This window comes from Kocuria sediminis, assembly GCF_009735315.1.
Taxonomy (GTDB): Bacteria; Actinomycetota; Actinomycetes; order Actinomycetales; family Micrococcaceae; genus Kocuria; species Kocuria turfanensis.
In genome coordinates, this window is the sequence record NZ_WOGU01000001.1 from 238,742 (window position 1) to 259,693 (window position 20,952).

Sequence of the window (20,952 nt, forward strand, 5' to 3'; positions counted from 1 at the left end):
CCTAGAAAGGAAACACCCCTCATGACTGGTTCGCTCAGCGCTATTGGTTACGGTCTGGCTGCCATCGGCGGTGGCATCGGCGTGGGTCTGATCTTCGCCGCGTACATGCAGTCCGTCGCCCGCCAGCCGGAGTCGCAGCGCGTGCTGCAGCCGATGCTGTTCTTCGGCTTCGCCGTGGTCGAGGCGCTCGCGATTCTGGGCTTCGTGCTCGCGTTCATCGCCTGAGTGGCGCACCCCGTACAAGTCCTTCCTAGAGAACAGGAATCGCGAACATGACACTGTTGCTGGCAGCCGAGGAAGGGGCGAACCCCCTCTTCCCCAATGTCTGGGAAATGCTGATCACCGGCATCGGGTTCCTGATCCTGCTCTTCCTGGTCGTCAAGTTCGTCGTGCCGGCCTTCGAGCGGGTCTACCAGGAGCGCACCGAGGCCATCGAGGGTGGTCTCGCCAAGGCGAAGGCCGCGCAGGCCGAGGCCGCCGCCGCGCGTGACGAGTACAACCAGCAGCTCGAGAGCGCGCGCCTGGAGGCTCAGAAGATCCGCGAGGAGGCCCGCCTGGAGGGCGAGAAGATCCTGGCCGACTTCAAGGACCGGGCCAACGCCGAGTCCGCGCGCATCACCGAGAACGCGCACCGGACCATCGAGGCGGAGCGCTCGGCCGCCGTGGTCTCGCTGCGCAACGAGGTGGGCGCGCTGGCCACCACGCTGGCGTCGAAGATCGTGGGGGAGACCCTCGACGACGACGCCCGCGCCGGCCGGGTCGTCGACCGCTTCCTCGCCGACCTCGAGTCGGAGCAGCAGCGGAACGCGGGTGCGGCGCGGTAATGACAGACGCAGCGAACGAATACCGTCAGCAGGCCACCGCCGACGCCGAGCGCTGGGCCGGCTCCGCCCGCCCCGCGCTCGCGCGTGAGCTGTTCGCCGTGCTGGCCGTCCTCGACGAGAACGGCCCCGTGCGCCGGGCCCTGGTGGACCCCTCGTACTCGGGGGAGCAGCGGGCCCACGTGGTCCGCCGGCTGTTCACCGGCAAGGTCTCCGCGGACGCCGTGGAGATCGTCGCCGGGATGACCGGCCGGCGCTGGGGCGACGACCGCGAGTTCGCCGACGGCCTGGAGCATGCCGGGGTGGTCCTCACCGCGGCGTCGGCGGAGAACCGCGGCGGGCTGGAGGGCATCGAGGAGGTCGTGGACCAGCTCATCGCCTTCAAGACCGTGCTGGACGGCTCCCACGAGCTGCAGCGGGCGCTCAGCGACCCGCGCGCGGACGTGGAGTCGAAGACGCAGCTCACCCGCCGGCTCAGCCCGGGCGCCTCCGAGGAGGCGCTGCTGCTCCTGGAGCAGGCCGTGCTCTCGCCGCGCGGCGCCCTGGTGGGCCGTCTCGTCGAGCGCTTCGCGGAAGAGGTCGCGGCGCGCCGCCAGCGCTGGATCGCCCACGTGAGCGCCTCCCGCCCGCTGACCGACGAGCAGCGGGCCCGCCTGCAGCACCAGCTCAACACGCTGTACGGCAAGGACCTCAAGCTCACGGTCGACGTCGATCCGGCGCTGATCGGCGGGCTCAAGGTGCAGGTGGGCGAGGAGGTCATCGACGGTTCCGTCGCGGCCCGCCTCGACGCGCTGCGCCAGCGGATCGGCGCCTGAGCCGAGGCTCGCGCGCCGCCGTGGCGGGGGCACCGCCCCGCCGGCCGGACGGCACCGGCCGGTGGACCGGCGCAGCCTTCCGCCACGACAATGGACTCACGGTCACCGCCGACGCAGTGATCACGAACTAGGAGAGCAGGGACAGGACATGTCCGAAGTCACCATCAATGCCGACGACGTCCGTAGCGCGCTGAGCGAATTCGCCGCGTCCTACGAGCCCGGCACCGCAGAACGAACCGAGGTCGGCCGCGTCAGCAGCGCCTCCGACGGCATCGCCCGCGTCGAGGGCCTGCCCTCGGTCATGGCCAACGAGCTGCTGCGCTTCGAGAACGGCGTGCTCGGCCTCGCGCAGAACCTCGACACCCGCGACATCGGCGTCGTGATCCTCGGCGACTTCCGCGGCATCGAGGAGGGCCAGGAGGTGCAGCGCACCGGCGAGGTCCTCTCCGTGCCCGTGGGCGACGCCTACCTCGGCCGCGTGGTCGACCCGCTGGGCATGCCCATCGACGACCTCGGCCCCATCGAGGCCGAGGGCCGCCGCGCCCTGGAGCTGCAGGCCCCCGGCGTGACCATGCGCAAGTCGGTGCACGAGCCGCTGCAGACCGGCATCAAGGCCATCGACGCCATGATCCCGATCGGGCGCGGCCAGCGCCAGCTGCTCATCGGCGACCGCCAGACCGGCAAGACGGCGATCGCCGTCGACGCCATCCTCAACCAGCGCGCCAACTGGGAGTCCGGGGACGTCAACAAGCAGGTGCGCTGCATCTACGTGGCCGTCGGCCAGAAGGCCTCGACCATCGCCGGCGTGCGCCAGACCCTGGAGGACAACGGGGCGCTGGAGTACACCACGATCGTCGCCGCCCCGGCCTCCGAGGCCGCCGGCATCAAGTACCTCGCCCCCTACGCCGGCTCGGCCATCGGCCAGCACTGGATGTACGGCGGCAAGCACGTGCTCATCGTCTTCGACGACCTGTCCAAGCAGGCCGAGGCCTACCGCGCCGTCTCGCTGCTGCTGCGCCGCCCGCCGGGACGCGAGGCGTACCCCGGCGACGTCTTCTACCTGCACTCCCGCCTGCTCGAGCGCTGCGCCAAGCTCTCGGACGAGCTGGGCGCCGGGTCGATGACCGGTCTGCCGATGATCGAGACGAAGGCGAACGACGTCTCGGCCTTCATCCCGACCAACGTCATCTCCATCACCGACGGCCAGATCTTCCTGCAGTCGGACCTGTTCAACGCCAACCAGCGCCCGGCCGTGGACGTGGGCATCTCGGTGTCCCGCGTCGGCGGCGCCGCGCAGGTCAAGGCGATGAAGAAGGTCTCCGGCACGCTGAAGCTGGAGCTGGCCTCCTACCGGTCGATGCAGGCCTTCGCGATGTTCGCCTCGGACCTCGACCCGGCCTCCCGCCAGCAGCTGACCCGCGGCGCGCGCCTGATGGAGCTGCTGAAGCAGAAGCAGTACACCCCGTACCCGGTCGAGGACCAGGTCGTGTCGATCTGGGCCGGCACCAACGGCCACCTCGACGAGGTCGAGGTCGCCGACGTGCTGGACTTCGAGCAGGCGCTGCTGGACCACGTCCGCCGCACCACCAACGTCATGGACTCCATCGTGGGGACCGGCAAGCTCGAGGACGACGCGGTCGCCGCCCTCGAGACCGCCGTGGCCGAGGTCAAGCGGGACTTCCGGGGCACCAAGCACGGCATCGAGCCGGGGCACGAGGAGCACGAAGCCATCGACGCCTCGAAGGTCGACCAGGAACGGATCGTCAGGAAGTAACCGGTCGGTCCGGTGCGCCGCCGCGGCGGCGCACCGGACACGGTGACGAAAGGAAGTCACATGGGAGCGCAGATTCGGGTCTACCGGAACAAGATCGCGTCGACCAAGTCCATGAAGAAGATCTTCAAGGCCATGGAGATGATCGCGACCTCGCGCATCAACAAGTCCCGACAGGGTCTGCTCGCGGCGCGTCCGTACGCGAACGCGCTGACCCGGGCGGTCTCACAGGTCGCCACCCAGCACAACGTCTCCCATGTCCTCACCACGCGGCCCGACGAGGTGCGCCGGGCCGCCGTGGTGATCATGACCTCGGACCGCGGTCTGGCCGGATCCTACTCGTCCAACGTGCTCAAGGAGGCCGAGGGCCTGCTGGAGCTGCTGCACGGGCAGGGCAAGGAGACCAAGGTCTACCTGATCGGCCGCAAGGCCCAGGCCTACTTCGACTTCCGCAGCCGCCCGTACGAGCGCAACTGGACGGGCGACACCGACAACGCCCGCCCGGAGCGGGCGCGGGAGCTGCGCGAGGTGCTGATCGAGGACCTGGAGACCGCGTACGAGGACGGCGGGGTGGACGAGATCCACCTGGTCTACACGTCCTTCCAGTCGATGGTCACCCAGGAGCCCCGGGTGCTGCGCCTGCTGCCGCTGGAGGTCGTGGACGCCAACGCCCTGACCGACGAGGTCGCCCGCGAGTTCGACGAGCTGGAGGAGCCGGACAGCACCTTCGAGTTCGAGCCGAACCCCGAGGAGTTCCTCGACGCGGTGCTGCCGCGCTACATCGACGCCCGCCTGTACGCGAGCCTCTCGCACGCGGCCACGAGCGAGCTCGCGGCCCGGCAGAAGGCGATGAAGGCCGCCGGCGACAACGCCGACGAGCTGATCAAGAAGTACACGCGCCTGATGAACAACGCCCGCCAGGCCGAGATCACCACCGAGCTCACCGAGATCGTGAGCGGCGCCGAAGCCCTGTGACGGGCCGCCCGGCGATCCAGCAACTGACCACCACGAACAAGTGAAGTGAGAGAAATGACTGCCACCATCAGCGAACAGGCCGGGCAGCCGGTCTCGGGCGGCGCCACGGGCCGCATCGCCCGGGTCATCGGGCCGGTCGTCGACGTCGAGTTCCCGGAGCACGCCGTTCCGGAGATCTACAACGCGCTGACCGCCCAGTACGAGCTCAACGGCGAGACGCGCACGATCACGTTCGAGACGGCCCAGCACCTGGGCGAGAACATGGTCCGGGCGATCTCCCTGCAGCAGACCGACGGCCTGGTGCGCGGCACCGAGGTCAAGGACTCCGGCGGGCCGATCTCCGTGCCCGTGGGCGACGTGGTCAAGGGCCACATCTTCAACGTGCTGGGCGACGCCCTCGACGTCGAGACCTCCTCCCTGGAGATCACCGAGCGCTGGCCGATCCACCGCAAGGCCCCGTCCTTCGCGGAGCTCGAGGGCTCCACGGAGATGATGGAGACCGGCATCAAGTCGATCGACCTCCTCACCCCCTACATCAAGGGCGGGAAGATCGGCCTGTTCGGCGGCGCCGGCGTGGGCAAGACCGTGCTCATCCAGGAGATGATCACCCGTGTGGCCCGCAACTTCGGGGGCACCTCGGTGTTCGCCGGCGTGGGCGAGCGCACCCGTGAGGGCAACGACCTCTGGGTCGAGATGGAGGAGGCGGGCGTCCTCAAGGACACCGCCCTCGTGTTCGGGCAGATGGACGAGCCGCCGGGAACGCGCCTGCGCGTGGCCCTGACCGGCCTGACCATGGCGGAGTACTTCCGCGACGTGCAGAACCAGGACGTGCTGCTGTTCGTGGACAACATCTTCCGCTTCACCCAGGCGGGCTCCGAGGTGTCCACCCTGCTGGGCCGCATCCCCTCCGCCGTGGGCTACCAGCCCACGCTGGCGGACGAGATGGGTGTGCTGCAGGAGCGCATCACCTCCACCCGCGGCCACTCGATCACCTCGATGCAGGCGATCTACGTGCCCGCCGACGACTACACCGACCCGGCCCCGGCCACGACGTTCGCCCACCTGGACGCGACCACGGAGCTCTCCCGCGACATCGCCTCCCGCGGCCTGTACCCGGCGATCGACCCGCTGGCGTCGACCTCGCGCATCCTCGACCCGCAGATCGTGGGCCAGGAGCACTACGACGTCGCGATCCGCGTCCGGGCGATCCTGCAGGAGAACAAGGAGCTGCAGGACATCATCGCGATCCTCGGCGTGGAGGAGCTCTCGGAGGAGCAGAAGGTCGTCGTCGCCCGCGCCCGCCGGATCGAGCAGTTCCTCTCCCAGAACACCTACACCGCCAAGCAGTTCACCGGCGTGGAGGGCTCCACGGTCCCGCTCGCCGAGACCATCGAGGCGTTCGGGAAGATCACCGAGGGCGAGTTCGACCACGTCCCGGAGCAGGCGTTCTACAACGTCGGCGGCCTGGACGACGTCATGCAGAAGTGGGACGAGATCAAGACCCGGACCGGCGGCAAGTAGTCATGGCCGAGATGATCGTCGAAATCGTCTCCCTCGAGCGCTCGGAGTGGACCGGCACGGCCCGGATGGTGCGCGTGCGCACCTCCGAGGGCGACATCGGGATCCTGCCCGGGCACGAGGCCGTGGCCGGCCTGCTCCGGCCCGGTGACTTCGCGCTCGACCCGGTGGACGGCGCGCGCGTCGAGGGCACCATCGACTCCGGGTTCGTGTTCGTCGACAACGACCGGGTCACCATCGTGGCGGACAACGTGGAGCTCACCAGCGCCGCCGCCTGATCCGCCCGGCCGCGGGGCCGTCGCCCCGCTCAGCACGCACAGTCGCGGCCTCCGCACCACCGGTGCGGAGGCCGCGGCCGTACCCGGGACCCGGTGGGCACCCGGCCGAGACCGCCCAGGAGAGTGGATGGAAGAGAAGATCGTCGTGCACGGACCGACCGCGGTCGGGGGCACGCTGCACGTCTCCGGGGCGAAGAACAGCGTCCTGAAGCTGATGGCCGCGGCGCTGCTGGCCGAGGGCGAGTCCACGATCACCAACGTGCCGGAGATCCACGACGTGACCATCATGGCGGAGCTGCTGCGCCGCCTGGGCTGCGCGGTGACCTACGACCGGGTCGCGAAGACGGTGCGGATCGACGTCCCGGCCGTGCTGCACCACCAGGCGGACTACGACCTGGTCCGGGCCATGCGCGCGTCGATCTCCGTGCTGGGCCCGCTGGTCGCCCGCTGCCGGGTCGCCGAGGTCGCCCTGCCCGGCGGCGACGCGATCGGCGCCCGCGGCCTGGACATGCACCGGGCGGGGCTCGAGGCGATGGGGGCGGTGCTGCAGATCGAGCGCGGCTACCTGGTGGCCTCCGTCCCGCAGGCCCTGCGCGGGACGCCCTTCCGGCTGGACTACCCCTCGGTGGGGGCCACCGAGAACCTCATGATGGCCGCGACGCTGGCCGAGGGCACCACCGTGATCGACAACGCCGCGCGGGAGCCGGAGATCGTCGACATCGGGCGGATGCTGCAGGGCATGGGCGCCCGGATCGACGGCCTGGGCACGAGCACCGTGACGGTGACCGGGGTCGCCTCCCTGGACCCGGTGGAGCACCGGACGGTGCCGGACCGGATCGTCGCCGGCACGTGGGCCTTCGCCGCGGCCGTGACCGGGGGGACCGTGCGGATCGAGGGCGCGGAACCGGCCCACCTGACCGTGGTGCTCGACAAGCTGCGCGCGGCCGGGTGCCGCGTGGACGCGCACGACGGCGCCCTGGTGGTGGCCGGTCCGCAGCGGCCCCGGGCGATCAACGTCTCCACCCTGCCGTACCCGGGGTTCCCCACCGACCTGCAGCCGTTCGTGGTCGCGCTCAACGCGGTCGCCGAGGGCTCGGGCATGGTCACCGAGAACGTCTTCGAGGCCCGCTGGGGCTTCACCGCGGAGTTGGAGCGGCTGGGGGCCAGCGTGCGGCTCGACGGCCACCACGCCCTCGTCGCCGGGATGCCCGTGCTCTCCGGGGCGCCCGTGGAGGCGAAGGACATCCGGGCGGGCGCGGCCCTGGTGATCGCCGGCATGGCCGCGGTGGGCACCACCGACGTGCACGGCGTGGAGCACGTCGACCGCGGCTACGAGCACTTCGTGGAGCAGCTGGCGGCGGCCGGGGCCGCGGTGGAGCGGCACCTGGCCGGCGCCGCGTCCTGAGCCTCCGGCCGGGAACGGAGGAGCCCCGCACCCGGGAGGGGTGCGGGGCTCCTGCTCAGCCGGTGCGCGGGAAGCGGATCAGATGAGCGTGACGCCGGTCGCCTGCGGGCCCTTCTGGCCCTGGCCGATCTCGAACTCGACGCGCTGGTTCTCCTCGAGGGTGCGGAAGCCGCCCGACTGGATCTCGGAGTAGTGGACGAAGACGTCCGAGTCGGAGTCGTCGGGGGTGATGAAGCCGAAGCCCTTCTCGGCGTTGAACCACTTGACGGTGCCCTGGGCCATGAAATCTCTCCTTGCGAGATGGTGCGAAACGTGTGCACAGGTCGTGCACGGGAGGGCGGTAGGACGAGATGAGCCGAGGACCGTCGTGCCGGCCCCGCGGGGCCGGAGTCGGGATCCGGGTCGAACGTCACGCTCGCTTACCCGTTCTGCGAGCATGCAAAACATGGAACGAAGAACATGTTCAGCTTCACACATCCCCCGGGGGTGGTCAACGTTGTTCGCCTGCTGATCATCCGCGCCGCGGCGGTGTTCGCTGACCGCGTGACGGGACGCCGGGCTCAGAACAGCCGCGCGTCGCTGTCGTCCACCCCGCGCATGCCGTCGTAGTCGAGGGTGAGGCAGGCGATGCCGCGGTCCTCGGCCAGCACCCGGGCCTGGGGCCTGATCAGCTGCGCGGCGTACACCCCGCGCACGGGCGCCAGCAGGGGGTCGCGGTTGAGCAGCTCCAGGTAGCGGGTGAGCTGCTCCACGCCGTCGATGTCCCCGCGGCGCTTGAGCTCCACCGCCACGGTCGCCCCCGCCGCGTCGCGGGCGAGGATGTCCACCGGCCCGATCGCGGTCGGGTACTCCCGCCGCACGAGCGTGTGCCCGGCCCCCAGCAGGTGGATCTGCTCGGCGAGCAGGCGCTGCAGGTCGGCCTCGACCCCGTCCTTCACCAGACCGGGGTCCACGCCCAGCTCGTGCGAGACGTCCTCGTGGATCTCGAAGAGCTGGATGACCAGGCGGTCGTCGCTCTTGGCCGCCTGCACCGTCCACGTCTGCACGACGCCCTCGGCGGCGAGCTCGGCCTCGGGCTCGGCCACGTGCAGCCGGGCCGGCGGGCTCATCCAGTTCAGGGGCTTGTAGCTGCCCCCGTCCGAGTGCACGAGCACGGAGCCGTCGGCCTTCACGAGGAGCAGACGGCGGGCGGCGGGCAGGTGGGCGCGCAGACGCCCTTCGTAGTCGACGGAGCAATCGGCAATGACGAGACGCACGGGCACCAGCCTAACCAACCCCGGGGCCGCCCCGCGCCGGGGGCCGTGTGAGAGGATGACGCCGTGCCCCGCTCCAACCACTCCTCGCGAGGCCGCCGGGCCGGCGGCCCGGCCGCCGGCGCCCGCGCCAGCAAGTGGCAGCGCGCCGCGGCGCGGGAGCCCTGGTCGGTGGAGCGGGTCCTGGAGCCGGCGCCCACGGTGGAGCGCGCCCCGGACGGCGACTGGATGGTCCGCCACGTCCGTCCGGCCAACGCCGTGAAGACCTACGTCTGCCCCGGGTGCGGCCGGTCCATCCCCCCGGGGGTCGCCCACCTCGTCGTCTGGCAGCAGGACTCCCTCCTGGGGGCACGGAGCGCCTTCGAGGACCGGCGGCACTGGCACGAGCGCTGCTGGCGGACCCGCCGCTGAGCACCGCCCAGCCCAGCACCGCCCAGCCGAGCGCTGCCCACGGGCCTCAGCGGTCGTCCTGGCGCGGGACGAACACCTCCCGCACGAGGATGAGGCCCGCCGCGGCCGTGGGGATGGCGATGAGCGCGCCGAGCACGCCCCACAACGCCCCGCCGGCGGCCACGGCGATGACCGCGATGGCCCCCGGCACGGCCACGGCCCGGCGCATGATCCGCGGCGAGACGAAGTAGGCCTCCACCTGCAGGTAGGCGAAGTAGCCGATCGCGTAGGGCACGGCCGTCCCCCAGCCCGCGGTCACCGCCACGAGCGAGACGAGGATCCCGGCCAGCACCCCGCCCACCAGGGGGACGAAGGCGAGCAGCGCCACGACCAGGGACAGCAGCGCCGCGAACGGCACCCCGGTGAGCAGCATCAGGCCCAGCGCCACCGCGGCGTTGAGCAGGGCCACGCACGTCTGGCCCACCACGTAGTTGCCGACCCCGCGCAGCATCCGGTCGCCGAGCTCCTGGACCCGGGCGCGGCGGGAGGCCGGGGCGAGCCGGTAGGCCCACTGCGTCATCAGCGGCAGGGAGGCCAGGAAGTAGAGGGTCAGGGCGAGCACGATCAGGGTCCCCGCCACGGCGTTGAGCACCACCGAGCCCAGACCCACGACCCCGCCGAAGAGCCCGCCCAGCAGCTCGCTGTCCGCCCCGATCCGCCCGCCCAGGCCCTGCAGCCACTGCTCGGTGGAGTCGCGGATCCGGAACCGGGCGTCCAGCTCCGCGAAGCTGCGCGAGGCGAGGAGCCCGTCGACGAGCCGGGGCGCCCGCTCGGCCAGCTGGGCGGCCTCGGCCACGATCCGGGGGACCACGAGGGCGATCAGTGCGGCCAGCGCCCCGGCCAGGCCCAGCACCACGAGGGCCACCGCCCCCGGCCGCGGCACCGACCGCGCCTCGAGCCACCGCACGAGGGGCTCGAGTCCGAGGGCGAGGAACGTGGCCGTGACGACCCAGCCGACCAGCGGCCCGACGTTCGCCAGCACCCACCAGCCGAGCAGCGCCAGGCCCACCCCGACCGTCAGCAGGAACCCGGTCTGCACGGGGCGCAGCAGCCCCGGCGGCTGCGGCGGCCGCGCCGGGCGCTCGCCGCGCTCGGGCGGCACCTCGAAGCGGCGGCGCGGCCGCGCCCCGGGCAGGGGGCGCAGGAAGCGGTCCACGGCCCCGGCGCGGCGCGCGCGGGCCGGCTCCGGGCGGGGCTGCCCGGCCTCCTGCGCGGGCCCGGGCTCGGGTGGCGTCATGGCTGCTCCAGTGCGGTCGGGGGCGCCGTGGGCCCGTTCGCGCCGTCGTCCGGCCGGGCCCCGGTCACGCCGGAAGCGTACACCGGCCCGCGCCGGTGGCCGAGCCGCGGTCGGCCGTCGATAATCGACGGTAGACCCGCGGCGCCCGCCGCGCCGCCGCCCCGGACCCGCCCGGCCCCCACCGGACCGGCCGGTTCCACCGCCGAGTTCCCCAGGAGACGCTTGTGAACGAGTTCCCGCACCAGCAGCCGCGCAGCGTCGCGGAGTCCGCCCCGCAGCCCGAGCCCGCCCTGCCGGCCTCCGTGCGGGGGGCCGTGGACCTGGGGGCCGCGCCCGCACCGGCCGCCGCGCCCGCGGGGCAGACCGGGGAGGCCGCCGCCGGGGGCTACCGCCGCGAGGTGAGCACGGCAGATTTCCAGGAGGTCGCCCAGCTGTCCACGCAGGTCCCGGTCGTCTTCGTCCTGTGGGCGCGCTTCAGCCAGCAGTCGGTGGCCTTCGCCGACACCCTCGAGCAGGTCGTCGACCGCTACCGCGGCCGGATGCTGCTGGCCTCCGTGGACGCCGAGGCGTCCCCGGAGATCGCGCAGATGTTCCAGGCGCAGTCCGTGCCGACCGTCGTGGCCCTGCTGGGCGGGCGCCCCGTCCCGCTGTTCAACTCCACCGTCCCGGCCGAGCAGGCGGGCCAGCTCCTGGACGAGCTGCTGGGCCTGGCCGAGCAGAACGGGATCTCCGGCACCGTGGAGCCCGTGCGCGCCAACGAGCCCGAGCCCCTGCCCCCGCTGCACCAGGAGGCGGCGGACGCCCTCGAGGCGGGGGACCTCGACGCCGCCGAGGCCGCGTATCGCAGGGCCATCGCCGAGAACCCGGGGGACCGGGACGCCAAGCTCGCCCTCGCCCAGGTCCACCTGCTCCAGCGGGTGCTGCCGCTGGACGCCGCCACGGTGCGCGCCGAGGCCGCCGCCGCCCCGGACGACGTCGCGGCGCAGCTGGCGGTCGCCGACCTCGACGTCTCGGGCGGGCACGTCGAGGACGCCTTCCGGCGGCTGCTGGAGCTCGTGCGCCGCACCGCGGGGGAGGACCGCGACACCGTCCGCCGGCGCCTGCTGGAGCTCTTCGACGTGGTGGGCGCCGAGGACCCCCGGGTGGTCACCGCCCGTGGCGCCCTGATGCGCGCCCTCTTCTGAGGCCGGACTCCGCCGCCCGGTGCTGAGGCCCGGCCCCGCCGCCGGACGGCGGGGCCGGGCCGCACGGCCGGATCGTGGGGCCGGGCTCCGCTGCCCGGTTCCGGGGCCGGACCCCGGGCCAGCTCCGGGGCCGGGCTCCGCCGCCCGGGGGAGCCCGCGGCCCCGGAGCGGGCCGGCGGGATCCGTCGTGCGCCGGAGGCGGCCCGGACCCCGCCTGCCTAGGCTGGTGGCATGAGCCACCAGCCGCCCCTGCCCCCCGCCCCGGTCCCGTCCGCGGCACCGGACCGATCCACCCCGGCGCCCGGCGGGCAGCCCGCGCTGAGCGTGCGCGGCCTGGTCCGGGTCTTCGGCCGGCCGGGCACTCCGGACGCCAAGGTCGCCGTGGACCGGGTCGACCTCGACGTGCCGCGGGGGTCCTTCTTCGGCCTCGTCGGCCGCAACGGCGCCGGCAAGACCACCATGCTGTCCATGGCCACCGGTCTGCTGCGCCCCACGGCGGGGGCGGTCCGGGTCGCCGGGGTGGACGTGTGGGCCGAGCCCCGGCGGGCGAAGCAGCTGATGGGCGTGCTGCCCGACGGCGTGCACCTGTTCGACCGGCTCACGGGCCGGCAGCTGGTGACCTACTCGGGCCTGCTGCGCGGGATGGACCGCGAGGTCGTGGCCGAGCGCGCCGAGGACCTCCTGCGGGCCATGGACCTGCTCGGCGACGCCGGCACGCAGGTGCAGGACTACTCCGCGGGCATGACCAAGAAGATCGCCCTGGCGGGCGCCCTCATCCACGCCCCGAGCCTGCTCGTGCTCGACGAGCCGTTCGAGTCGGTGGACCCCGTCTCGGCGGCCAACATCCGCCGGATCCTGCACGGCTTCGTGGCCGCGGGCGGCACCGTGGTGGTCTCCAGCCACGTCATGGACCTGGTGCAGCGGATGTGCGACCACGTGGCGGTCATGGACCGCGGCCGGGTGCTCGCCGCCGGCACGGTCGACGAGGTGCGGGCGGGGGCATCCCTGGAGGACCGGTTCGTGGAGCTCGTCGGCGGCCGCCGCGAGACGGGGGAGGAGCTCTCGTGGCTGCGCCCGGAGTGAGCCCCGGCCTCGCGCCCGCCCCTCACGGGCCCGTGCCCGGCCGCGCCGGTGCGGTGCCGGCGGTCCGCCACCTCGTGGCCCTCAAGGCGCGGATCCTGCTCAACACCCTCACCCGCAGCACCTGGGTGCTCGTGGGCACCGTCGTGGGCGCGGCCTACTTCCTGTTCCTGCTGGTCACCTCGCTCGTGGGGCTGTACCTGCTCGGCCGTGAGGAGCTCTCCCTCGTGCGCACCGTGCTGGTCCTGGCCGGGTCCGCGGCGACCCTGGCCTGGTGGCTGGTGCCCGTCCTCGCCTCCCGCGCCGACGCGACCCTCGACCCGGCCCGGCTGGCCCTGTACCCGCTGACGGTCGGCCAGGTCCAGTGGGGGCAGGCCCTCGGCGCGCTCGTCGGGGTCCCCGGCGCGCTGACGGGGCTCGCGCTGGCCGGGTCGGTGCTCGCCTGGCGGTCCTCGGCGGCGGCCGTGCTCACCGCGATCGTCTGTCTGCCCCTGGCCCTCGCGCTGCTGTTCACCGGCTCCCGCTGCGTCACGGCGCTCGCGATCGGGCTGAGCCGCCGGCGCCGGCTCACCGAGCTGCTGTCGGTGGTCGCGCTCGTGGGCCTGGTCTTCCTCGGCCCCCTGTTCGCCGGGGTGGTCAGCGGGCTGGAGCTCGTGTGGGAGCGGCTCCCGGAGTACACCGGGGCCCTGGCCTGGACACCGCTGGGCGCCGTCTGGGCCCTGCCCGCCGACGTCGCCGGGGGCCGCTGGGCCGCGGCCGCCGCGCGGCTGGCCGTGGCCGTGCTGACCGTGCTCGCCCTCGTGCTGGTCTGGCGGGTCGCCCAGCAGCGGGCCCTCACCAGCACCGCCGGGGAACGGACCGCGGCGGCCGGCGGGAGCGAGGGCGCCGGGCTCCTCGACCGGCTGCCGCCCCGCCCCTGGGCCGCCGTCGCGGCCCGCTGCCTGATCTACTGGGTCCGGGACCCGCGCTACTCGGCGGGCCTGCTCGTCGTCCCCGCGATCGCCGTGCTGCTGTGGCTGGTCCGCGACCCCGGCGGGCCCAACGTCCTGTTCCACGCCCTGGGCCCCATGGTGGCCGTGCTGATGGCCTACACGATCTCCGCCGACGTCTCCTCGGACAACACCGCCGTCCACCTGCACCTGCTTACGGGGCTGCGGGGCGTGCACGACCGCGCGGGGCGGGTGCTCGCGCTGCTGGTGGTCGCGGCGCCGCTCGCGGCCCTCGGCGTGCTGCTGCCCCTGGCGGTGGAGGGCCGCTGGCACCTGCTGCCGGGGCTGCTGGGCGCCACGGTGCTGGCGCTGCTCGGCGGGTGCGGCCTGGCCTCGGTGATGTCGGCCCGCTACACCTACCCGGTGGCCCCACCGGGCTCCTCCCCGCTGAAGACGCCGGAGGGGTTCACGGTGCTCAACGTGCTCGTGCAGTTCGTGGCCCTGGCCCTCATGCTCGTCCTCACGCTGCCCGCGGCCGTGCCCCTGCTCGTGCACGCGGCCGGCGGGAGCGCCGGGTGGGGCTGGGCGGCGCTGGCCGTCGGGCTGGTACTGGGCCCGCTGCTGTGCGGGCTCGGCGTGGTCGTGGGCGGGCGCTGGTACGACCGGCGGGCCCCGGAGCTGCTCCAGGAGGTCTCCCGGTTCCGCTGAGCCGTCGCCGGGGCGCACGCCCGGCGACGGCGACGGGGTAAACTGGCGCCCATGCACTCCTTCCCAGCCTCCACTCCCGGCACCCCGACCAGCGGGCTGGACGACAGCCCCTACGGCACCGATCCGGCGCAGCCGGCGGGCGGCACCACGACCATCGAGCGCGAGGAGACCCGGGAGCTCCAGGAGCCCGGTGACCACGAGCGCTTCGCGCACTACGTGCGCAAGGAGAAGATCATGGAATCCGCCCTCTCCGGCGAGCCCGTGATCGCGCTGTGCGGCAAGGTCTGGGTGCCGGGGCGGGACCCGCAACGGTTCCCCGTGTGCCCCACCTGCAAGGAGATCTACGAGGGCCTGCGCCCGAGCAACGACAGCGGCGACGACCAGGGCTGAGCACGGCCCTGCCGACGAAGCGCCCGCCGCCGGCGGGCGCTTTTGCGTGGCCCGCCGCCGCGCCCCTCCCACCCGCCGCGCCCGTGCTGGGCCGCGGCACCACGAGCGAAAGGACGTCGCCCCCGTGTCCCAGGACGACCAGCTGTCCTTGTTCGGCGCCGCTGCCGCCGATCTCCCCCCGGCCTATCCGGACCGCGCCGCGTGGGGGACGGCCCCCAAGCTGCGCGCCTGGCAGGCGGAGGCGCTGCAGCGCTACTTCGAGGCCCAGCCCCAGGACTTCATGGCCGTGGCGACCCCCGGGGCCGGCAAGACGACCTTCGCGCTGCGGGTGGCCAAGGAGCTCTTCGACCGGGGCGCGGTCAACCGCATCACGGTGGTGACCCCCACCGACCACCTCAAGCGGCAGTGGGCGGACGCCGCCGCCCGCGTGGGGCTGGCGATCGACCCGAACTTCAAGAACTCGGACGGCTCCCACGGCCGGGACTACCTGGGCGCCGCGGTGACGTACTCGCAGGTGGCCATGAAGCCGCTGCTCCACCGCGCGCGCACCGAGGCCGGCCGCACCCTGGTGATCATGGACGAGATCCACCACGCCGGGGACTCGCTGACCTGGGGCGACGGACTGCAGGAGGCCTTCGACCCGGCCGTGCGCCGGCTCGCGCTGACCGGCACCCCGTTCCGCTCGGACACCGCCCCGATCCCCTTCGTGCGCTACGTGGAGGACGGGGACGGCATCCGCCGCTCCAGCGCCGACTACACCTACGGCTACGGGGACGCCCTGAAGGACCACGTGGTGCGCCCGGTGATCTTCCTCGCCTACTCGGGGCAGATGCGCTGGCGCACGAGCGCGGGCGAGGAGATGGCCGCGGAGCTCGGCGAGGGCTTCACCAAGGACATCACCTCGCAGGCCTGGCGCACCGCGCTGGACCCCCAGGGGCAGTGGATCCCCTCGGTGCTGCAGGCCGCCGACCAGCGGCTCACCGAGGTGCGGCGCACCGTGCCCGACGCCGGGGCGCTGGTCATCGCGACCGACCACCAGGACGCCAAGGCCTACGCCGCGCAGCTGCGCCGGATCACCGGGGAGAACCCCACCGTGGTGCTCTCCGACGACAAGGGCGCCTCGGACCGGATCGACGAGTTCTCCGCCGGGGACAGCCGCTGGATGGTCGCGGTGCGCATGGTCTCGGAGGGCGTGGACGTCCCGCGCCTGGCCGTGGGCGTCTACGCGACGTCCACCTCCACCCCGCTGTTCTTCGCCCAGGCCGTCGGCCGCTTCGTGCGCGCCCGCAAGCGCGGGGAGACCGCGTCCGTGTTCCTGCCGTCCGTGCCCGCGCTGATGCAGCTGGCCAACGAGATGGAGGCCGAGCGGGACCACGCCCTCGACAAGCCGGCGGCCGCGGAGACCGGCCTGCCCGCCGACCCGATGGAGGAGGGCTGGGACGACGACCTGCTCGAGGAGGCCAACCGCGAGGAGAAGGCGTCCTCGACCCTCGCGCAGGGCCGCTTCGAGGCCATCGGCTCCGACGCGTCCTTCCACGGCGTGCTCTTCGACGGCGGCGCGTTCGGCGGCGGCGTGGCCGTGGGCTCCGAGGAGGAGGCCGACTTCCTGGGCATTCCCGGGCTGCTCGAGGCGGACCAGGTCTCGGCGCTGCTGCGGGAGCGGCAGTCCCAGCACGCCCGCCGGCGCTCGGGCACGGCCCGGGCCCCGGAGCCGCCGGCGGTGCCCGACCACCGGCGGCTCAAGGAGCTGCGCTCGACCCTGTCCAAGAACGTCTCGGCCTGGGCCTCGCGCACGGGCACCCCGCACGGGATGGTGCACAACGAGCTGCGCCGCGTCTGCGGCGGCCCGCCGGTGGCGCAGGCCAACGAGGAGCAGCTGCAGGCCCGCGTGAAGAAGCTCCAGGACTGGTTCATCGGCCGCAAGTGACCCACCCCATCCCCGCGAGGCTGCGGCTGCCGGCCGCCGGGGCGGCCCGGGCCGCCGGCAGCCGCAACCTCGCGGAGAAGATCAGGGGCGGATGAGCTCGACGCCCGCGTCGGCCATCTCCTGCAGGGCGCGGGCGGTGGACTCCTCGGCGACGCCGGCGGTGAGCCCGACCAGCACCCGGGTGTCGTAGCCGGCCTCGACGGCGTCCAGGGCGGTGGCCCGCACGCAGTGGTCGGTGGCCAGGCCGACGATGTCCACGGCCTCGATCTCGTGCTCGCGCAGCCAGTCGTCCAGGCTGACGTCGGGCTCGTCGTCCACGTCCTCGTCGTCGCCCATCGGCACGTCCGCGTCCGGGGCGAGCAGGCCCTCGAAGCCGGAGTAGGCGGCGTCGTGCTCGCCCTTGCGGAACCACGCCTGGATCCAGTCGGTGTCCAGGTCCGGGTGCGAGTGCGCGCCGGCCGAGTCGGCCACGCAGTGCACGGGCCAGGAGTGCACGTAGTCGGGCTCGTCGGAGAAGTGCGCCCCGGGGTCGATGTGCCAGTCCTGGGTCGCGGCCACGGCGGCGTACTCCCCGTGGTGGTCCTCGAGGTGCTCCGACACGGCGGCGGCCACCTCGGCGCCGCCGGTCACGGGGAGCGCCCCGCCCTCGCAGAAGTCGTTCTGGACGTCGACGACGATCAGTGCGGTCCTCATGGTGCTCCTCCTCTGGTCGGCCGGCTCGGGGGGATGGGCCCGGGCCGGGTCGGTGCGGATCGGTGGGGACGGGGGCTCAGGCGGTGGCCCCCGGCTCGACGACGGTGGGGATCACGGGGTCGCCCTCGCTCAGCCGCCGGGCGGATCGGGGGAGCTCGGCCATCGAGGCGGTGTGCCGGGCCCGCGCCCGCTCCACGCCGGCCGGCCCGGTCCAGCCGTCGAGCAGCTGCCCGTCGCGGACGAAGTCCTCGAGCAGGGACCGGTCGTCGCCGTCGTCGAGCGGGGACCGGCCGATCCCGACCACCTCGTGGGTGGCGGTGCCCCGCTCGTCGCGGCGGCGCAGCGCGTACTTGCGCCCGCCGAGGGAGGCCTTGCCCACGGCGGCCTTGGCCACGGGCTGCAGCGTCCCGGAGGAGTCCTCCCGGGCCACGAGCTTGTAGACCATCGAGGAGGTCGGGGCGCCGGAGCCGGTGACCACGCGGGTGCCCACGCCGAACGCGTCGACCGGGGCGGCGTTGAGGGCGGCGATCGCGTACTCGTCGAGGTCGGAGGTGACGGTGATCCGGGTGTCCGGGTTGCCGAGCTCGTCGAGCAGGCCGCGGACCCACGAGGCCTGGGTGACGAGGTCCCCGGAGTCCAGGCGCACCCCGCCCAGCTCGGGCCCGGCGAGCTGCACGGCCTTGCGCACGGCCGCCTCCACGTCGTAGGTGTCCACCAGCAGCGTGGTGCCGCGGCCCATCGACTCCAGCTGGGCGCGGAAGGCGTCCTCCTCGCTGTCGTGCAGGAGGGTGAAGGAGTGCGCGGCCGTGCCCACGGTCCGGAGCCCGTAGCGGTGGCCGGCCTCGAGGTTGGACGTCGAGTCGAAGCCGCCGATCACCGCGGCGCGCGCCGCCGCCACGGCGGCCTCCTCGTGGGCCCGGCGCGAGCCCATCTCGATGCACGGGCGCCCCGCCGCCGCGCCCACCATGCGGGAGGCGGCCGAGGCCACGGCGCTGTCGTAGTTGAGCACGGACAGGAAGTACGTCTCCAGGACGCATGCCTCCGCGAACGTCGCCTCCACCACGAGCAGCGGCGAGGAGGGGAAGTAGGCCTCGCCCTCGGCGTAGCCGGAGATGGAGCCCGTGAACCGGAAGCCGGCCAGGTAGTCCAGGGTGGAGCGGTTCACCACGCCGGTGCCGGCGAGGAAGCTCAGCTGCTCGTCGTCGAAGCAGAAGCTCTCGAGGCCCTCCAGCAGCCGGCCGGTGCCGGCCACCACGCCGTAGCGGCGCCCGGCCGGCAGGCGCCGGGCGAACACCTCGAACACGCTGCGCCGGTGCGCGGTGCCCGCGTGCAGGGCCGCCTGCAGCATGGTCAGCTCGTAGTGGTCGGTCATCAGGGACGTGGGCGGCGGGGTCCACGGGTGGCTGCGCTGGTTCACGGGCACCACTCTAGCGAGGCCGCCGGTGCACCCGGCCTCCGGGACTCGCTACGATGGACGGACCATGCACTGCACCCTCCCCGCCGCCGTCCGCGCCGCGGCCACCGTTTCCCCGGAGACCGGCACCCGGACCACCGGGGAGACGTCGGTGTCCCCGGCGACCGAGCGCCCCTGGAACGTGGTCGTCTGGGACGACCCGGTCAACCTCATGAGCTACGTGACGTACGTGTTCCGCTCCTACTTCGGCTACCCGGAGGACAAGGCGCGGGCCCTGATGCTGGAGGTCCACCACCACGGGCGCTCCGTGGTGGCCAGCGGCTCCCTGGAGGAGGCCGAGACCCACACGGCGGCCATGCACGGCTTCGGGCTGTGGGCCACCTTCGAGCAGGCGGGGGAGCGCTGAGTGGCACAGGGATTCCGGTCGACCCGCAAGGGCATCACCGCGCGGTTCGAGGACGCGGAGAAGGAGCTGCTGCAAAAGCTCTTCGCGGACGTGGCGCAGACCCTGGCCCCGGAGCAGCCGGCCGCGCAGGACCCGCTGGAGCGGATGCTCGGGGTGTCCGCGGACGCCTCCGCCCCGGAGGACTCCGCGCTGCGGCGGCTGCTGCCCGACGCCAGCCCCGACCCGGAGCGGGCCGCGGAGTTCCGCCGGTACACGGAGCGGGGGCTGCGCGAGACCAAGATGGGCGCGCTCAAGCAGGCCGCCCTGGCCCTGGAGGCCCAGCCCGTGCGCCTGGACCCCGAGCAGGCCCAGGCCTTCGGGCAGGCGCTCAACGACGTCCGGCTGGTGCTGGCCGACCGGCTGGGAATCCGCAGCCAGGAGGACGCCGAGCGGGTCGGCCGCTACGACGACTGGTCCACGATCGAGGACGTCGAGGCGTACATGTCGCTGCTGTACAACTTCGTCTCGTGGCTGCAGGAGACCCTCATGGAGGCGCTGCTGCACGAGCTGCCGCGTCACTGACCCGGGGCTGACCGGCGGCTGACCGGGGACGGGGCATGCGGCAGCCCCCGGGGAGGGGTGGCGGGTGACCGTGATCACACGGCCGCCGCCGCCGTGGGGTTTGGGGCGGCGGCACGCCCGGGACTACGCTCTTGACGATATGCAGGATGACGACGTCTTCGGGTCCGGCGGCCGGGCCGCGCGCGGCCCCAATCCCGGTTCACCCATCGGCGTGTTCGACTCCGGGGTGGGCGGGCTCACCGTGGCCCGCGCCATCATCGACCAGCTGCCGCACGAGGAAATCGTCTACGTGGGCGACACCGCGCACGGGCCCTACGGGCCCCTGCCGATCGCCGAGGTGCGGGCGCACGCCCTGCGGATCATGGACGAGCTCGTCGACTCCGGGGTGAAGCTGCTGGTGATCGCCTGCAACACGGCCTCGGCCGCGGTGCTGCGCGACGCCCGCGAGCGCTACACCCGGGTCTACGGCATCCCGGTGGTCGAGGTGATCCAGCCGGCGGTGCGCCGCGCGGTGGCCTCGACGCGCAACGGCCGGATCGGCGTGATCGGCACCGAGGCCACGGTGGGCTCGCGCGCCTACGACGACACCTTCGCCGCCGCCCCGCACCTGCGGATCGACTCGGTGGCCTGCCCGGCGTTCGTCGACTACGTGGAGGCCGGGGTCACCACCGGCCCCGGGCTGCTCGCGACGGCGCAGGGCTATCTCGGCCCGCTCAAGGACGCGGGCGTGGACACCCTGGTCCTGGGCTGCACCCACTACCCGCTGCTCACCGGCGTGATCTCCTACGTCATGGGCGACACCGTGACCCTGGTCTCCAGCGCGGAGGAGACCGCCCAGGACGTCTACCGGGCGCTCGTCAGCCACGGGCTCGAGCGCGAGCCGGGGGCGCCGGGCGGGTCGGCCCGGCACGAGTTCCTCGCCACCGGGGACGCGGCGTCCTTCGAGGTCCTCGCCCGGCGCTTCCTGGGCCCGGAGGTGGCGCGCGTGCGGCACACCAGCTCCGTGGCGGAGCAGTTCCCCACGGGCTCGCTCGCCCGGATCACCCCGGAGATGATCGGGGGCGCCGGCTCGTCCGCTCCCTGAGCAGCCCCGCGGCCGGTGCGGCCGCCGTCCCACCGGTTCCCCTGGAAGGCCCT

Annotated in this window: 22 protein-coding genes; 17 read left to right on the forward strand and 5 right to left on the reverse strand. The window is 73.6% G+C overall.

Annotation, left to right across the window (positions count from 1 at the left end):
• Window positions 1-21 precede the first annotated feature (21 nt).
• The 8 genes from atpE to murA all read left to right on the forward strand — a co-directional run bounded on the left by atpE (window position 22) and on the right by murA (window position 7,583).
• The gene (gene atpE / locus GMA12_RS01090; RefSeq protein WP_017833261.1) at window positions 22-225 is read left to right on the forward strand and encodes an ATP synthase F0 subunit C; all 204 of its coding nucleotides are present in this window, start codon (window positions 22-24) and stop codon (window positions 223-225) included.
• A 47-nt stretch (window positions 226-272) separates the two neighbouring features.
• Window positions 273-824, forward strand: a complete 552-nt coding sequence (locus GMA12_RS01095; protein ID WP_047802197.1) for a F0F1 ATP synthase subunit B — start codon at window positions 273-275, stop codon at window positions 822-824.
• Complete coding sequence (locus GMA12_RS01100) at window positions 824-1,636, forward strand: F0F1 ATP synthase subunit delta (RefSeq protein WP_156266368.1); 813 nt, start codon at window positions 824-826, stop codon at window positions 1,634-1,636. Before GMA12_RS01095 ends, GMA12_RS01100 begins: the two co-directional genes overlap by 1 nt.
• A gap of 148 nt (window positions 1,637-1,784) precedes the next feature.
• Window positions 1,785-3,410, forward strand: a complete 1,626-nt coding sequence (gene atpA, locus GMA12_RS01105) for a F0F1 ATP synthase subunit alpha (protein WP_047802195.1) — start codon at window positions 1,785-1,787, stop codon at window positions 3,408-3,410.
• Window positions 3,411-3,470: 60 nt separating this feature from the next.
• Window positions 3,471-4,382 (forward strand): F0F1 ATP synthase subunit gamma, encoded by a 912-nt coding sequence (locus tag GMA12_RS01110; RefSeq protein WP_062734759.1) that lies wholly within the window; start codon window positions 3,471-3,473, stop codon window positions 4,380-4,382.
• Window positions 4,383-4,436: 54 nt separating this feature from the next.
• Window positions 4,437-5,903 carry a F0F1 ATP synthase subunit beta gene (atpD, locus tag GMA12_RS01115; RefSeq protein WP_062734758.1) on the forward strand — a complete coding sequence of 489 codons (1,467 nt, stop codon included), beginning with the start codon at window positions 4,437-4,439 and terminating at the stop codon, window positions 5,901-5,903.
• Window positions 5,904-5,905: 2 nt separating this feature from the next.
• On the forward strand, window positions 5,906-6,178 hold the full coding sequence (locus GMA12_RS01120) for a F0F1 ATP synthase subunit epsilon (protein ID WP_062734757.1): 273 nt from the start codon (window positions 5,906-5,908) through the stop codon (window positions 6,176-6,178).
• Between the two features lie 127 nt (window positions 6,179-6,305).
• Window positions 6,306-7,583: a UDP-N-acetylglucosamine 1-carboxyvinyltransferase gene (gene murA, locus GMA12_RS01125; protein WP_156266370.1), complete on the forward strand. Its 1,278-nt coding sequence runs from the start codon at window positions 6,306-6,308 to the stop codon at window positions 7,581-7,583.
• A 78-nt stretch (window positions 7,584-7,661) separates the two neighbouring features.
• Here the strand turns inward: murA and GMA12_RS01130 are convergent, their stop codons facing one another.
• Together GMA12_RS01130 and nucS are read right to left on the reverse strand one after the other, a co-directional pair.
• A complete protein-coding gene (locus tag GMA12_RS01130) occupies window positions 7,662-7,865 on the reverse strand; it encodes a cold-shock protein (protein WP_017833253.1) in 204 nt (67 codons plus the stop codon).
• A 278-nt stretch (window positions 7,866-8,143) separates the two neighbouring features.
• A complete protein-coding gene (gene nucS / locus GMA12_RS01135; protein WP_162459312.1) occupies window positions 8,144-8,839 on the reverse strand; it encodes an endonuclease NucS in 696 nt (231 codons plus the stop codon).
• A gap of 63 nt (window positions 8,840-8,902) precedes the next feature.
• Here nucS and GMA12_RS01140 point away from each other — a divergent pair, with 63 nt between their 5' ends.
• Window positions 8,903-9,247, forward strand: coding sequence for an Rv1322 family protein (locus GMA12_RS01140; protein WP_162459313.1), 345 nt, complete (start codon window positions 8,903-8,905; stop codon window positions 9,245-9,247).
• A gap of 46 nt (window positions 9,248-9,293) precedes the next feature.
• Here the strand turns inward: GMA12_RS01140 and GMA12_RS01145 are convergent, their stop codons facing one another.
• Window positions 9,294-10,523, reverse strand: a complete 1,230-nt coding sequence (locus GMA12_RS01145; RefSeq protein ID WP_156266372.1) for an AI-2E family transporter — start codon at window positions 10,521-10,523, stop codon at window positions 9,294-9,296.
• Window positions 10,524-10,747: 224 nt separating this feature from the next.
• On the opposite strand from GMA12_RS01145, the gene GMA12_RS01150 reads away from it, so the two are divergent.
• From GMA12_RS01150 to GMA12_RS01170, 5 genes are all read left to right on the forward strand, one after another.
• Window positions 10,748-11,707 (forward strand): tetratricopeptide repeat protein, encoded by a 960-nt coding sequence (locus tag GMA12_RS01150; RefSeq protein WP_162459314.1) that lies wholly within the window; start codon window positions 10,748-10,750, stop codon window positions 11,705-11,707.
• Window positions 11,708-11,938: 231 nt separating this feature from the next.
• On the forward strand, window positions 11,939-12,790 hold the full coding sequence (locus tag GMA12_RS01155; protein ID WP_156266374.1) for an ABC transporter ATP-binding protein: 852 nt from the start codon (window positions 11,939-11,941) through the stop codon (window positions 12,788-12,790).
• Entirely contained in the window at window positions 12,772-14,424 is a 1,653-nt protein-coding gene (locus GMA12_RS01160; RefSeq protein ID WP_206064617.1) for a hypothetical protein, read from the forward strand. Before GMA12_RS01155 ends, GMA12_RS01160 begins: the two co-directional genes overlap by 19 nt.
• Before the next feature lie 51 nt (window positions 14,425-14,475).
• Window positions 14,476-14,814, forward strand: coding sequence for a DUF3039 domain-containing protein (locus GMA12_RS01165; protein ID WP_156266376.1), 339 nt, complete (start codon window positions 14,476-14,478; stop codon window positions 14,812-14,814).
• A gap of 124 nt (window positions 14,815-14,938) precedes the next feature.
• Complete coding sequence (locus tag GMA12_RS01170) at window positions 14,939-16,741, forward strand: DEAD/DEAH box helicase (protein WP_162459315.1); 1,803 nt, start codon at window positions 14,939-14,941, stop codon at window positions 16,739-16,741.
• Between the two features lie 81 nt (window positions 16,742-16,822).
• Here the strand turns inward: GMA12_RS01170 and GMA12_RS01175 are convergent, their stop codons facing one another.
• Entirely contained in the window at window positions 16,823-17,434 is a 612-nt protein-coding gene (locus GMA12_RS01175) for an isochorismatase family protein (protein ID WP_156266378.1), read from the reverse strand.
• Between the two features lie 76 nt (window positions 17,435-17,510).
• On the reverse strand, window positions 17,511-18,860 hold the full coding sequence (locus GMA12_RS01180; protein ID WP_370829821.1) for a nicotinate phosphoribosyltransferase: 1,350 nt from the start codon (window positions 18,858-18,860) through the stop codon (window positions 17,511-17,513).
• A 55-nt stretch (window positions 18,861-18,915) separates the two neighbouring features.
• Between GMA12_RS01180 and clpS the strand changes: the two genes are divergently transcribed.
• From clpS to murI, 3 genes are all read left to right on the forward strand, one after another.
• Window positions 18,916-19,254, forward strand: a complete 339-nt coding sequence (gene clpS / locus GMA12_RS01185) for an ATP-dependent Clp protease adapter ClpS (protein WP_156266380.1) — start codon at window positions 18,916-18,918, stop codon at window positions 19,252-19,254.
• Entirely contained in the window at window positions 19,255-19,815 is a 561-nt protein-coding gene (locus tag GMA12_RS01190; RefSeq protein ID WP_162459316.1) for a DUF2017 domain-containing protein, read from the forward strand. It begins immediately after the preceding gene.
• Window positions 19,816-19,954: 139 nt separating this feature from the next.
• A complete protein-coding gene (murI, locus tag GMA12_RS01195; protein WP_156266382.1) occupies window positions 19,955-20,899 on the forward strand; it encodes a glutamate racemase in 945 nt (314 codons plus the stop codon).
• The last annotated feature ends 53 nt before the right edge of the window (window positions 20,900-20,952 follow it).

Excerpts from the sequence above, each read along its gene's own strand:
- atpD (WP_062734758.1), top strand. The coding sequence starts at position 4,437 with ATGACTGCCACCATCAGCGAACAGGCCGGGCAGCCGGTCTCGGGCGGC.
- murA (WP_156266370.1), top strand. The coding sequence starts at position 6,306 with ATGGAAGAGAAGATCGTCGTGCACGGACCGACCGCGGTCGGGGGCACG.
- GMA12_RS01175 (WP_156266378.1), bottom strand. The coding sequence starts at position 17,434 with ATGAGGACCGCACTGATCGTCGTCGACGTCCAGAACGACTTCTGCGAG.
- GMA12_RS01145 (WP_156266372.1), bottom strand. The coding sequence starts at position 10,523 with ATGACGCCACCCGAGCCCGGGCCCGCGCAGGAGGCCGGGCAGCCCCGC.
- atpA (WP_047802195.1), top strand. The coding sequence starts at position 1,785 with ATGTCCGAAGTCACCATCAATGCCGACGACGTCCGTAGCGCGCTGAGC.
- GMA12_RS01165 (WP_156266376.1), top strand. The coding sequence starts at position 14,476 with ATGCACTCCTTCCCAGCCTCCACTCCCGGCACCCCGACCAGCGGGCTG.
- GMA12_RS01095 (WP_047802197.1), top strand. The coding sequence starts at position 273 with ATGACACTGTTGCTGGCAGCCGAGGAAGGGGCGAACCCCCTCTTCCCC.
- GMA12_RS01130 (WP_017833253.1), bottom strand. The coding sequence starts at position 7,865 with ATGGCCCAGGGCACCGTCAAGTGGTTCAACGCCGAGAAGGGCTTCGGC.
- GMA12_RS01155 (WP_156266374.1), top strand. The coding sequence starts at position 11,939 with ATGAGCCACCAGCCGCCCCTGCCCCCCGCCCCGGTCCCGTCCGCGGCA.
- murI (WP_156266382.1), top strand. The coding sequence starts at position 19,955 with ATGCAGGATGACGACGTCTTCGGGTCCGGCGGCCGGGCCGCGCGCGGC.
- GMA12_RS01110 (WP_062734759.1), top strand. The coding sequence starts at position 3,471 with ATGGGAGCGCAGATTCGGGTCTACCGGAACAAGATCGCGTCGACCAAG.
- clpS (WP_156266380.1), top strand. The coding sequence starts at position 18,916 with ATGCACTGCACCCTCCCCGCCGCCGTCCGCGCCGCGGCCACCGTTTCC.
- GMA12_RS01120 (WP_062734757.1), top strand. The coding sequence starts at position 5,906 with ATGGCCGAGATGATCGTCGAAATCGTCTCCCTCGAGCGCTCGGAGTGG.
- GMA12_RS01100 (WP_156266368.1), top strand. The coding sequence starts at position 824 with ATGACAGACGCAGCGAACGAATACCGTCAGCAGGCCACCGCCGACGCC.
- atpE (WP_017833261.1), top strand. The coding sequence starts at position 22 with ATGACTGGTTCGCTCAGCGCTATTGGTTACGGTCTGGCTGCCATCGGC.